This window comes from Dactylosporangium sucinum, assembly GCF_014647515.1.
GTDB classification, from domain to species: domain Bacteria; phylum Actinomycetota; class Actinomycetes; order Mycobacteriales; family Micromonosporaceae; genus Dactylosporangium; species Dactylosporangium sucinum.
Genome location: NZ_BMPI01000029.1, coordinates 14,911 through 27,349, shown reverse-complemented (window position 1 = coordinate 27,349; position 12,439 = coordinate 14,911). Strand labels below are relative to the sequence as shown.

Sequence of the window (12,439 nt, the reverse complement as noted above, 5' to 3'; positions counted from 1 at the left end):
GTCACAGGCCCGGCAGCGTCGGCTGCGCGTCGTAGACCGGCCAGCCGTCGGCGCCGCGGCGCACCCCCTCGGTGAGCCGGTGCGGCTGCCGGGAGCCCACGTCGAGCAGGTGCTCGACCACCACCCCGCGCAGCACCAGCGCGTCCGCGACGAGCATGCGGTGGCAGTGCCACCACAGCGTCTCGGCGCAGAGGATCGCGGGCAGCCCGGTCCGCGCCCGGTCGATCAGGTCGTCGACCGCGGCGCGGAACGCCGGGGTGTCCATGTGGTCGGCGTACGCGGCGAACGCGGCGTTGCGCAGCGCGGTGTGGCGGGAGCCCGGCTGCCCGTGCCGGCGTCCGCCGAGGGTTTCGCCTTCCCAGGTGTACCGCAGGCCGGCCCCGCGAACGGCCCCGGCGAGCTCGTCGCGGCCGAACTGCGGATGCCGCCGTGACCCAGGGTAGCGGCGCACGTCGACCAGCGTGTCGACGCCCGCCTCGGTGAGGATCGCCAGGAACGCCCCGATCTCCCGGGCGCCGTGCCCGATCGTGCAGATCCGGACCGGCGGCCCCGCTGCGCTGTCCACCGCTGGCAGGCTACGTCATCGGCTCCCCACCACCTCGGCGGGACCACGCACGACGTTCGACGTTCGACCGCGCGGTGCCTGGCCCCGCCACGCCGGCGGGGCCGGGTGAGGGAGGATGCACCTCATGAGGTTCCGCACGCACGTAGAGCCTCCGGAGCCGATGCGCGGCCTGGAGGTCCCGCCGGAGATCGTCGAGGCGCTCGGCGGCGGCGCCCGGCCACCGGTGACGATCACGGTCAACGGCCACTCGTGGAAGAGCCGGGTGGCCATCATGCGCGGCCGCCACCTGCTCGGCCTGAGCAACGCCAACCGCCGGGCGGCGGGCGTCACGGTCGGCGAGGAGGTCGAGGTCGACCTGGAGCTGGACACCGAGCCCCGCGTCGTGGCCGAGCCCCCGGACCTCACCGCCGCACTGGACGCCGACCCGGCGACCCGCGCCGCCTGGGACGGCCTGGCGCACACCCACCGCCGCGAGCACGTCCTCGCCATCGAGAGCGCGAAGAAGCCCGAGACACGCCTACGGCGCATCGAGCAGGCGATCGCCACGCTCCGCGCCGGCAGCTCGTGAGGGCTCACTCGGGACCGTTGCGGTACGTAGGACCGGTGGTCCACCCGCCGAGTTCGTCACGCCGAGCCGGCCAGCCGTGCTGGATGTCGGGCGCCGCCCCGTTCTCGCCCACCGACGCGACCGGCCGCGGCGCCGCCCATTGCCGGTCGGTCAGGTCGTGCGCCGCAGTGTCGTGCTGCCGCCCGTCAGCGCGGGTGGGAAGTCGACGGTGACCTGGAGGCCTCCTTCCGGCCGGGGCTGGGCGGCGAGCGGGGCGCGGTGGGCGTGGGCGATGGCGGCGACGATGGCCAGGCCGAGGCCGTGCCCGCTGGTCTGGTCGGTGCGGTCGGTGCCGAGCCGCTGGAACGGCTGGAACAGGCGGCTGGTCTCGGCCGGCGGGATCGGCGTGCCCGTGTTGCCGACCGTGAGGCGGCCGGTCGCCGTCGTGGCGATCGCCACCGTCCCGCCGGGGATGTTGTGGCGTAAGGCGTTGTCGACGAGGTTGGTGACGAGGCTCGCGGCCAGGCGCGGGTCGCCGGTCACGGTGGCCGGGTCGAGCGCCGTGCGGACGCTGATGCCGCGCTCCTCCGCCTCGGCGCGGTGGTCCAGGACGACCTTCCGGGTCAGCTCGGCGAGGTCGAACGGCTCCCAGTGCTCGATCGGCTGGTAGCCGCTGGCCAGGGTGAGCAGCGCGTCGATCAGGTGCTCCTGCTGCTGGCCGAGCTCCAGCAGCTCGTGGCAGGTCGCCCGGAGCGTGTCGGCGGTGGCGTCGGGGTCGGCGACGGTGAGCTGCAGCAGGGTCCGTTGCACGGTCAGCGGGGTGCGCAGCTCGTGGGAGGCGTTGGCGATGAACTGCCGCTGCGCCGTGAACGACCCGTGCAGCCGCCGCACCAGGCCGTCGAGCGTGTCGGCGAGGTCGGCGAACTCCCGGTAGCGGGCCGGGACGCTCAGCCGGCCGGCCAGGTTGTCCGCGGACATGGTGCGGGCGGTCGAGGTGATCAGGGCCAGGGGCCGCAGCGCCCGCCCGGCGACCAGCCAGCCGAGCGCGATCGACAGGCCGGCGATGACGACCAGCGCCACGGCCGAGTATCGCAGCACCTCGCCCACGTTGCCCGTGGTCCGGGCGTCGGTGGGTGGTCCGGCTGCCGGCTTGTTGGCGATGTGGCCGGCGCTGACGAACGGCACGTTGACGAAGGCCAGCAGCAGCGCCCCGCAGGCGAAGGCGAGCCCGGCGTGCAGCAGCGCGAGCCGGGTGCGCAGCCGGCGGCGCGGTGCCGGGCGGGTCACGGTGCACCGATCCGGTAGCCGCCCTCGCGGACGGTGTGGATGGCCGGCGGCTGGCCGAGCTTGGCGCGCAGCCGCCCGATGGTGGTCTTCACCGTGCTGGTGAACGGGTCGGTCGCGTCGTCCCACACCCGCTCGAGGAGCTCCTCGGTGGGGACGACCCGGCCGGCGGCCGCGAGCAGGTGCTCCAGGACCGCGAACTCCTTCGGGCTCAGGTCCAGCCGCCGACCGGCCCGCATCGCGACCCGGCGGTTGGGATCCAGGGTCAGGTCGCCGTTGTCCAGCACCGGGGGCAGCGCCGGTGTGCTGCGGCGGGCCAGCGCCCGGATGCGCGCCACGAGCTCGGCGAAGTCGAACGGCTTCGGCAGGTAGTCGTCGGCGCCCAGGCCGAGGCCCTCCACCCGGTCCCGGACGGTGCCGGCCGCCGTGAGCATCAGCACGCGGGTGTCCGCCGCGCTCGCCACGATCCGGCGGCACACCTCGTCGCCGTGCACCCCGGGCAGGTCCCGGTCGAGGACCACGACGTCGTAGCGGGTCGCGGCCACCTGCTCCAGCGCGGCGTGACCGTCCAGGGCCACGTCCACGGCCATCGCCTCCCGGCGCAGGCCGGCCGTGATCAGTGCGCTCAACGTCCGGTGATCCTCCACCACGAGCACCCTCATGATCACGATCCTTTGCCGATCCGGACGCCCCCTGCGCCACGCCGTCCACGATGCCAGCCGGCAGGTGACAACCAGGTGACAGCCGAACGCACCGGGCTGTCACCGGCGTCGGCGTACAACTGCGTGCCATGAGCGATGCCACGATCGAGGTCTCCGGGCTGCGGAAGCGGTACGGGCCGACCACCGCGCTGGACGGGATGACGTTCACGGCCGCCCCCGGGCGGGTGACCGGGTTCGTCGGGCCCAACGGCGCCGGCAAGTCCACCACCATGCGGATCGTCCTCGGCCTGCACACCGCCGACGCGGGGCGGGCGCTGGTCGGCGGCCGGCCCTACCGGTCGCTGCGCAGCCCGCTGCGGCACCTGGGCGCGCTGCTCGACGCCTCCGCGCTGCACCCGGCCCGGACCGGGCGGAACCACCTGCTGTGGCTGGCCCACTCGCAGGGCCTGGACCCCCGCCGCGTCGACGAGGTCCTCGAGCACGTGGGACTGGCCTCGGCGAGCCGCCGCCCCGCGGGTGGGTATTCGCTGGGCATGCGGCAACGGCTCGGCCTGGCCGCCGCCCTGCTGGCCGACCCGCCGGCGATCATGCTGGACGAGCCGTTCAACGGCATGGACCCCGAGGGCATCGTGTGGCTGCGCGGCTTCCTGCGCGCCCTGGCCGGGCAGGGGCGGGCCGTGCTGGTGTCCAGTCACCTGATGAGCGAGCTGCAGGGCATGGCCGACCACGTGGTGGTGGTCGGCCGCGGCCGGGTGATCGCCGACAGCAGCGTGGCCGACCTGGTCGCGGCCGCCTCCGGAGACCGGGTGCGGGTGCGCACCGGTGCGCCGGAGCCGGCCGCCGCGGCCCTGACGGCCGCCGGCGCACAGGTGACCCGCGCGGGCGAGGACGTGCTGGACGTGCGGGGGCTGGCCGCCGAGCGGGTCGTCGCGGTGCTCACCGCCGGCGGGCTGCCGTTCTCCGAGTTGTCGCCGCACCGCGCCACCCTCGAAGAGGCGTATTTCGACCTGACCCGCGACGCCGTCGAGTATCGGGCGGCCACCGGAGCGGCGTCGTGACCCGGCCGCCGATGCCGCGCCTGCTGCGGGCGGAGTGGACCAAGTTCCGGTCGGTGCCCGGCTGGGTGCGCGCCAGCGCGGTCGCGGCGCTGATGATCCTGCTGTTCCCCGTCACCGGGCTGGGCGGCGCGCCGCCCGACCGGGCGTCGCCGGTCCCGATCGGGCCGGACGGCACGCCGGTCAGCGCCGGGTTCTACTTCGTGCACCGCCCCCTGTCCGGGGACGGCCGGATCACCGTCGCCGTCGCCTCGCTGACCTCTGTGGGCGCCGGCGACGACGGCGCCGCCGCGCCGTGGGCGAAGGCCGGGCTGATCATCGCCGCCGGGCCCGAGCCCGGCGCCCGGTACGCCGCGATCATGGTCACGGGCGGGCACGGGGTGCGGATGCAGCACGACTACCGCCACGACCGGGCCGGGCCGCCCGGCGACGCACCGCGCTGGCTCCGGCTGACCCGCGCCGGTGACACGATCACCGGCGAGGCCTCGGCCGACGGCACGCGCTGGAGCGAGGTCGCCACCGTTCGGCTGCCCGGGTTGCCCGCCACCGTCCAGGCCGGCCTGTTCGTGGCCTGCCCGCAACGCGTCGACGGGCTCGGCACGGCGGGCGACGCGGCCACCGCCGCGTTCGGCGGCCCGCAGCTGGCGGGTGGCTGGCCCGCGGCCGACTGGACCGGTGACCAGCGGGGAGCCCGCACCGCCACCTTCGCCGGCTATCCGCGCGGCGTCTCCGGCGGGTTCGCCCCGGCCGGGGACGGGTTCACGGTCACCGGAGCCGGCGACCTCGCCCCGGCCACCCGCAGCGACCTGCCCGTCGGAGCCGCCGCCGGCGACCTGCTGTTCGGGACGTTCCCGGCGCTGATCGTGGTGGTCGTCGTGGCCACCTTGACGGTCACGACCGAGTACCGGTACGGGATGATCCGCAGCACGCTGAGCGCCAGCACCCGCCGGGGCCGGGTGCTCTTGGCGAAGGCCGCCGTGGTCGCCGGCGTCACGTTCACCACCAGCCTGGTCGCGACGGTGATCGCGGTGCCGCTGTGGTCGTGGCTGGTGCGGGGGCTCGGCGTGTACCTGTTCCCGGCCACGCCGGCCGCCCTGCTCCGCGCCGAGGCCGGCACCGCCGCGCTGCTCGCCGTCACCGCCGTCTTCGCCCTGGGCGTCGGCACCATCCTGCGGCGCAGCGCCACGGCGGTCACCACCGTCGTCGCCGCCACGGTGCTGCCGTACCTGCTGGCGCTCATCCCGTTCCTGCCGCCACCGATGGCACTGTGGCTGACCCGGGTCACGCCGGCCGCCGCCCTGGCCGTGCAGCAGACCCTGACCCGCTACCCGCAGGTCGACAGCGTCTACACCCCGGCCCTGGGCTACTACCCGCTGCCGCCCTGGGCCGGCCTGGGCGTGCTGTGCGGCTACGCGGCGCTCGCCCTCGCCGTGGCCGCCGTCCTGCTGCGCCGGCGGGACGCATGAGCACCGCGCTGCACGCCGTGCGGGCGGAGTGGACGAAGCTGCGGACGACGCCCGGCCCGGCGTGGCTGCTCCTGATCACCGCGACGGTCACCGTGGCGCTGGGGGCCGCGGTGTCGGCGGCGGCCACCTGCGCGCGGGCCGGCTGCGACCTCGACGCGGCGAGGCTCGTCCTCAGCGGCGTGTATCTCGGGCAGGCCCCCGTCGCCGTGCTGGCCGTGCTCGCGGTCAGCGGCGAGCACAGCACCACGCTGATCCGCACCACGCTGACCGCGATCCCGAACCGCCCGGCGGTGCTGGCCGCCAAGGCCCTGGTGCTCGCCGCCGCGGTGGCCGCCGTCGCGTGCCTGACCGTGCTCGCGTCGCTCCTGGCCGCCGGCTCCGTCCTGCCCACCGGCCGCCCCTCCCTCGCCGACGGCCCCGTGCTGCGGGCGAGCGCCGGCACGGTCGCCTACCTGGCCCTGATCGCCGTCCTCAGCCTCGGCGTCGCCGCCGCCGTGCGCGACTCGGCCGCCGCGATCGGCACCGTGCTCGGCCTGCTCTACCTCCCGCCGGTCGTCACCCAGATGGTGAGCGACCCCGACCTGCACCGTCTGCTCGAACGGGCGGCGCCGATGAGCGCCGGCCTGGCCGTGCAGGCCACGACGGACTTACCCCAGCTGCCGATCGGGCCCTGGGCCGGCCTGGGCGTGCTGGCCGCCTGGTCCGCGGCGGCGCTGCTGACCGGCACGCTCCTGCTCCGCTACCGCGACACATGACCCCACGCCTCGGTGCCGGGGCGGCGAGCCCACCGTGATCAGGGAGGGTTGTGTGTCGCTGGCGACGGAAGCTGTGGACGGCCCTCGGCGTGCACGGCGCGGCGCAGAGTGCATCGGCCTCGGTTACAGCGCCACGCTCACGCGGCCGCGAGGTCGCGGAAGCGGTCGGCGGCGGAGGCGGTCACCGCGGCGCCGTGGCCGAAGACCGCCACCTCGAAGGTCAGCCGCGCCAGGCGGGCCACGCTGGCGTTCGCCGCGACGGTGTCGGCGGTCATCAGCCGCGGCGTGCGGCGGACCCTCGTGGCGCCGCCGGCGGCCGCGTCGCCGGCGAACAGCACACCGCCGTCGCGGTCGAGGAGGAACGACACGTGGCCCGCGGTGTGGCCGGGCGTGTGCACGGCGGTGAAGCCGGCCACCGAGAACGGTCCGTCGCCGTCGAGCACCTCGTCGACGGCGACGGGTGCGGGCGTGCCGGTGATGCGCTTGGTGACCCTCTGCAGCCGGGTCAGCGGCGCCGCGACCACGCCGGACACGACCGGCGCGTCGAGCGCGTGCGCGACGGTCCGCGCGCCGGAGCGGCGCCGCAGCTCGGCGGCGCCGCCGGTGTGGTCGGCGTGCCAGTGCGTGAGCAGGACGGCCCGCACGTCGCCGACCGCGCGCCGGGCCTCGCGCAGCGCCCGCTCCACCCGGGCCGACCGGCGCGGCAGCCCGGTGTCGACGAGCACGACCCCGTCGTCGACCACGACGAGGTGTGCGTGCACGAACGCGATGTCGATCTCGAAGACGCCGTCGGCCACCTGCCGCATGGCGTCCACTGTACGACCGCGGGAGGGCCGGGGTCAGTAGTCCGGGGGCCGGATGAGCTGGGCGTTGACCACCACCGACGGGTCCACGCCGAGATTGGCCTGGGGCTGGGTGTCCTCCTGGTGGCGGCGGGCCAGGATCGCGGCGCCGGGGCCGTCGCCCTCCTCGATGGCCTGGATCAGCTCGTTGTGGCTGTCGAGGCTGCGCCGGGTCGCGGCCTCGCCGGGGATGCCGCCCTCGATGACCGTGCGGGCGGCCCACTCCTCCTCGTGCGCATACCAGAGCCCCTCCAGCATGCCCGCGAGCAGCTCGAAGGTCTGGTTCCCGCAGTTGCGCACGAGCGCCTCGTGGAACTCCTTCATGCACGCCACGAACTTGGCGAAGTCGCCGATGCTCTCCTCGGTGCGGCGCTGGATCTCGCGCAGCGCGGGGACGACCGTCTCCATGCGGTCCGGCCTGGTCGCGCACATCTCGGCGCACACCGGGTCGAGGCGGCGGACCGCCAGGCCCAGGTCCTGGACGCTGACGTTGCGGGACTGCAGCACGAGGCCGAAGACGTAGCCGGCCCGTTCGAGCTGGGGCGGGTGCACCTCGGCGCCGCCCCGGTTGCCCCGGCGGATCGTGATGAGCCCCTCGGTCTCCAGGGTGCGCATGGCCTCGCGGACGGACGGCATGCTGACCCGGAACTCCTCGAACAGGTCGTCCTGCTTCAGCAGCCCGTGCTCCGTGGTCAGATCACCGCGCAGGATCCGGTCCCGCAGCTCGTCGGCAAGGCGCTCGCCGACCCGGCGACGCTGCAGCAACGGGCCCTTCGCGCCACGGCCCTGAGCTGGGTCCGCCATGATCTCCGCCTTCCTCATCCGTCCACCTGGGAGGGTTGTGCCAGCATCGCCCGGAACCGGGCCACATTGGCGAGCTTGATGGTCTCATATCCGCGGACGACATCCGGCGCCTGCGCGACCGCCAGGCAGCGGTCCCGGTCGTCGTCCCGCAGCGCCGCGAGCACCGCCGTCGTGTACTCCTCCGGCAACGATCGCTCGACCCGCCGTACCGCTGCCAGACCGAACAGGTCGAACGGCGTGCCCCGGACCGTCCGCATCGCCCGCAGCACGGCGAAGGCGGGCCGGATCCAGCCGCCCAGCGCGAGCTTGCGGCGCAGGCCGAGCGCCCGCAGGAACGGTGGATGGATGTGGTACCGCACCCGCGCGCCGAGATCGACCTTCAGGTGCAGCCGGGCGACCTCGTACTCGTCCTTGTACGCGAGCAGCTTGAACAGGTAGCGCGCGAACTCCGCGGACACCGCGTCCGTGCCGAACCGCTCGGCCTCGGCGGCGACGACGCCGCGCACCGCGTCCACGTATCGCCGGGCCAGCCGCGCGTGCTGGTAGTCGACGAGCTCGGCGGCGCGCGGCTCGGCGATCTCCCGCACCGCCGCCGGCAGGCCGGCCCCGTCGAGCAGCCGGCGCACGGCGTCCCGCGCGGCGGGCGCCGGGTCGAGCCCGGCCGCACCCAGGCGGCCGGGCGGTGCGGGCGCGTCAGGCTCGGCGGGGGTCACCACGTGGCGCCGCCCGGCCCGGAACGCCGCGATGTTCGTGTCGACCGCGACGCCGTTGAGCCGGATCGCCTCCTCGATCGAGGCGGCCGACAGCGGCACGGCACCGGCCTGGTAGGCCACCCCGAGCAGCAGGACGTTGGCGGTCGTCTCGTCGCCGAACAGGGTGCGGCTGAGCCGGGCGGCGTCGACGGCGGTGGTGCGGCCGGCGACGCCCCGGATGCGGTCCAGCAGCGCGCCGGCCGGCGGGAGGCTGGTCGCGATGTTCGTGACCACGGCCGACGTCGGCGTGAGCGAGGACGCGACGACCGCGACCGTGCGCCGCGCGTCGGCGCGGGCGAGGTGCTGCGGTGCCGCGCCGCTGAGCAGGTCGAACACGAGGTAGAGGTCGGCCTGCCCGTCGGTGACCGCGGCGGTGCGGTCGTCGACCGGGGCGGCGCTGATCTGCAGGTGGGACACGACCGCGCCGGCCTTCTGGCTCATCCCGGTCTGGTCGAGGCCGGCCGTGTGCAGGCCGTCGAGCAGGGCCGCCGTGGCCAGGATCTGGTTGACGGTGACCACCCCGGTGCCGCCGATGCCGACCAGGTAGACGCCGTACGCCTTGCCGCCGGCCGACGCCTTCGCCGCGGGTTCGGGCGGCACGTCCTGCGGGTCCGGCCGGCGGGGGCGCCGCGGATCGCGGGCGGCCGCCGTCGTGCGGATCGTGACGAAGGACGGGCAGTCGCCGTCCAGGCAGCTGAAGTCGGAGTTGCACGACGTCTGGTGGATCTGCGTCTTGCGACCGAGCTCGGTCTCGACCGGCTGGACCGACAGGCAGTTGCTCTGCACACCGCAGTCGCCGCAGCCCTCGCAGACGAGCTCGTTGATGACCACCCGCCGGTCGGGCGTGGGCAGCTTGCCGGTGCGGCGCAGCCGCCGGGCCTCGGCCGCGCAGACCTGGTCGTAGATGAGCACGGTCACGCCCTCGACCGCGCTGAGGCGCTCCTGCGCGGCCAGCACGTCGTCCCGCGGCAGCACGGTGACGCCGTCGGCCAGGTCGCGCACGCCGCGGTACCGCCCGGTGTCCTCGGCGCACACGATGATCTGCTTGACGCCCTCGGCGGCCAGCTCGCGGGTCAGCGCCGGCACCGACATGCCGCCGGCGATCTCCTGGCCGCCGGTCATCGCGACGTAGCCGTTGAACAGGATCTTGAAGGTGATGTTCACGCCGGCCGCGACGCAGGCCCGGACCGCGAGCAGGCCCGAGTGGGAGTACGTCCCGTCGCCCAGGTGCTGGAAGATGTGCCCGGTCTGCGCGAAGGGGGCCATGCCGATCCAGGGCACGCCCTCGGAGCCCATCGGCACGACCGGCAGCTTCTGGTTGTCGGCGAGCCGGGGGTCGAAGTACGACATGCCGTGGCAGCCGACGCCACCGCCCACGACGGCGCCGCCGGGCAGCACGGTGGACCGGTTGTGCGGGCATCCGCTGCAGTAGGCCGAGGTGCGGGCCAGCAGCGGCAGCGCGATCGGGCCCGAGGAGCGGGTGGTGGCCCGCACCGGCGAGGGCAGGCCGAGCTCGCGGCGCAGGATCGGCTTGATGCGGTCGACGCCGAGCTCGCCGTGGGCCGGCACGAGCAGCTGGCCGCCGCGGTCGCGCTTGCCCACGACGGTCGGCCGGTGCGGGGTCGGGTAGAGCGCGTTGCGCAGCGCCGACTCGATGAAGTCGCGCTTCTCCTCGACCACCACGACGTGGTCGAGGCCGTCGGCGAAACGATCCACAATGGACGGATCGAGCGGGTAGATCATGCCGAGCTTCAGCAGGCGGACGCCCCGCTCGCGCAGGCCGGCGTCGTCCAGGCCGAGGTCGGCCAGGGCCTGCCGGACGTCGTAGTACGTCTTGCCGGCCGCGACGATGCCGATCCGGGCGCCTGCGGTGGCGCCCTCGATCCGGTTGAGGCCGTTGGCGGCGGCGAAGGCGACGGCCGCGAGGTGGCGGCGCTCCAGCAGGTCCCGCTCCCGGTCGACGAGGATCGTCGGGACGAGGTCGACGCGCTGCCGGTGCTGCCACGACTCCCCGTCGATCTCCAACGCCGGCCGGTGCAGCGACAGCCGGTCGGGCGCCAGGTTGACCGAGCCCACGGAGTCGGCCACGTTGGTGACGACCTTCAGCCCGACCCAGCAGCCGCAGTAGCGGGACAGCTCCAGCCCGATCACGCCGTAGTCCAGCAGTTCCTGGGTGGAGCCGGGCACGAGCACCGGCATCAGCGCGTCGTAGAAGGCGGTCTCGCTCTGGTTCGGCAGCGACGAGGACTTCGCCGCCGGGTCGTCGCCGGCCACCGCGACGACGCCGCCGAACGGGCTCACGCCGAACTGGTTGGCGTGCTTGAACGCGTCGCCGCACCGGTCGACGCCGGGTGACTTGCCGTACCAGAGCCCGAAGACGCCCTGCAGCCCGTCGCGGAACCCGCCGGGCGAGGGCTGCTGGGTGCCGAAGACGACGGCGGCCGCGAGCTCCTCGTTGACGCCGGGCACGTGCCGGATGTCCTCGGCGGCGAGGGTGGCGGCCGCCCGGTGCAGGGTGAGGTCCAGCCCGCCCAGGGGGGATCCGGGGTAGCCGGACGCGAGGCCGCCGGTGCGCAGCCCGGCCGCCCGGTCGATGCGGTGGCGGTCGAGGAGGATGCGGGTGATGGCCTGGGTGCCGGTGAGGACGACGGTGCCGTCGTCGGCGTCGTAGCGGTCGGTCAGTTGATAGCCGGCCGGGGCGCTCGCCACTTCGGTCATGGGTGTGTCGGGCCCTTCGTTGCGGGGATGGCGGAGTCGCTGGCCGTCGAGGGCAGCCGGGTCACGCTGGACGGGTCGTGCGGGTCCTTGTAGAGCAGGATCGTGCAGGCGCCGCCGTCGAGGCCGGCCGGGCAGCGGTTCACCGGCCAGGGCACGCCGAGGCGCTCGCGGGCCATCTCCACGTGCCAGATCGGCACGTGGGTGCGGTAGATCGTGGTCGGGCGCCCGCCCCAGGTCACCGGGTGCTCGTCGGTCACGACCGCAAGCCCGAGCCCGGCCGCGAACCGGCCGTCGAGGACCTGGCGGGCGCAGGTGCCGCAGGGGTCCTGCACGATCGTGAACTTCTCGTCGTCCTCGCTGATGACCAGGTCGGTGAAGTGGCCCTGCAGCAGGCGGACGAGGTTCTCCAGGCGCTCGCCCACGGGCCGGTCGATGTCGCGCATGAGACCGCGCAGGGCGTCCTCGCCGCGGCGGCGGTGGAACGCCTCGAGCTCGTCCGGGCCGTAGCCGGTGTACACCTGCGAGAGCAGGGCGGACAGCCAGTCCCGCAGCACGTCGACGGCCGAGCGCCACTCGGCCTCGCACCGGTCGAAGATCGCCAGTGCGGTGTCCGCGTCGCCGCGGCCGGCGGCCTCGGCCACCTCGTCGGCCATGGGCGCCGGCGCCGCGTCCCGCACGGGGTCGACGCCCGGATAGGCCGCGAAGAAGGCCAGGGTCCGGCCCACCAGGAGGCGCAGGCCGGCGCGGCCGTGCCGCTCGACGGCGGTGTCGAGGATCGTCGCGACCCAGTCGAGATAGCGCTCGCGCTGCCCGTGGTGCTCGCGCTCCAGCGCCGCCACCTCCTCGCGCAGACCGTCCACATCGGACCGTGCGAGCCGGCGCGCCAGGCGGTCGCGGGGCGACCTCGACAGCTCGCGCAACGCCTCGTCGGTGAACAGGCGACGCGCTCGGCCAGCGCTCACGTTGGCCTCCTCTCCACCACCCTTGAC

The 12,439-nt window shown here is 75.1% G+C and carries 11 protein-coding genes; 4 read left to right on the top strand and 7 right to left on the bottom strand.

Going from position 1 to position 12,439, the window contains the following annotated elements; genetic code table 11:
• Window position 1: 1 nt before the first annotated feature.
• Window positions 2-565: a DUF488 domain-containing protein gene (locus IEZ31_RS27475; RefSeq protein WP_229835888.1), complete on the bottom strand. Its 564-nt coding sequence runs from the start codon at window positions 563-565 to the stop codon at window positions 2-4.
• Window positions 566-689: 124 nt separating this feature from the next.
• Here IEZ31_RS27475 and IEZ31_RS27470 point away from each other — a divergent pair, with 124 nt between their 5' ends.
• Window positions 690-1,133, top strand: coding sequence for a YdeI/OmpD-associated family protein (locus tag IEZ31_RS27470; RefSeq protein WP_190252883.1), 444 nt, complete (start codon window positions 690-692; stop codon window positions 1,131-1,133).
• 150 nt (window positions 1,134-1,283) lie between these two features.
• Here the strand turns inward: IEZ31_RS27470 and IEZ31_RS27465 are convergent, their stop codons facing one another.
• Entirely contained in the window at window positions 1,284-2,399 is a 1,116-nt protein-coding gene (locus IEZ31_RS27465; RefSeq protein WP_190252882.1) for a sensor histidine kinase, read from the bottom strand.
• Window positions 2,396-3,058: a response regulator transcription factor gene (locus IEZ31_RS27460; protein WP_190252881.1), complete on the bottom strand. Its 663-nt coding sequence runs from the start codon at window positions 3,056-3,058 to the stop codon at window positions 2,396-2,398. The genes IEZ31_RS27465 and IEZ31_RS27460 overlap by 4 nt, the downstream gene beginning before the upstream one ends.
• A gap of 128 nt (window positions 3,059-3,186) precedes the next feature.
• Between IEZ31_RS27460 and IEZ31_RS27455 the strand changes: the two genes are divergently transcribed.
• The 3 genes from IEZ31_RS27455 to IEZ31_RS27445 are packed head-to-tail and all read left to right on the top strand — an operon-like array spanning window position 3,187 to window position 6,334.
• Complete coding sequence (locus IEZ31_RS27455; protein ID WP_190252880.1) at window positions 3,187-4,116, top strand: ATP-binding cassette domain-containing protein; 930 nt, start codon at window positions 3,187-3,189, stop codon at window positions 4,114-4,116.
• Window positions 4,113-5,579, top strand: coding sequence for a DUF1349 domain-containing protein (locus IEZ31_RS27450; protein ID WP_229835887.1), 1,467 nt, complete (start codon window positions 4,113-4,115; stop codon window positions 5,577-5,579). Before IEZ31_RS27455 ends, IEZ31_RS27450 begins: the two co-directional genes overlap by 4 nt.
• Window positions 5,576-6,334, top strand: coding sequence for an ABC transporter permease (locus IEZ31_RS27445; RefSeq protein WP_190252879.1), 759 nt, complete (start codon window positions 5,576-5,578; stop codon window positions 6,332-6,334). Before IEZ31_RS27450 ends, IEZ31_RS27445 begins: the two co-directional genes overlap by 4 nt.
• Window positions 6,335-6,471: 137 nt before the next feature.
• On the opposite strand, the gene IEZ31_RS27440 is transcribed toward IEZ31_RS27445, so the two are convergent.
• Genes IEZ31_RS27440 through IEZ31_RS27425 form a run of 4 tightly spaced genes read right to left on the bottom strand, consistent with a single transcriptional unit; the run spans window position 6,472 to window position 12,412 of the window.
• A complete protein-coding gene (locus IEZ31_RS27440) occupies window positions 6,472-7,140 on the bottom strand; it encodes an MBL fold metallo-hydrolase (protein WP_190252878.1) in 669 nt (222 codons plus the stop codon).
• A gap of 33 nt (window positions 7,141-7,173) precedes the next feature.
• Window positions 7,174-7,998, bottom strand: a complete 825-nt coding sequence (locus IEZ31_RS27435; RefSeq protein WP_190252877.1) for a FadR/GntR family transcriptional regulator — start codon at window positions 7,996-7,998, stop codon at window positions 7,174-7,176.
• The gene (locus IEZ31_RS27430; protein WP_190252876.1) at window positions 7,995-11,450 is read right to left on the bottom strand and encodes an indolepyruvate ferredoxin oxidoreductase family protein; all 3,456 of its coding nucleotides are present in this window, start codon (window positions 11,448-11,450) and stop codon (window positions 7,995-7,997) included. Before IEZ31_RS27430 ends, IEZ31_RS27435 begins: the two co-directional genes overlap by 4 nt.
• Window positions 11,447-12,412, bottom strand: coding sequence for a hypothetical protein (locus tag IEZ31_RS27425; protein ID WP_190252875.1), 966 nt, complete (start codon window positions 12,410-12,412; stop codon window positions 11,447-11,449). Before IEZ31_RS27425 ends, IEZ31_RS27430 begins: the two co-directional genes overlap by 4 nt.
• Window positions 12,413-12,439: the final 27 nt, after the last annotated feature.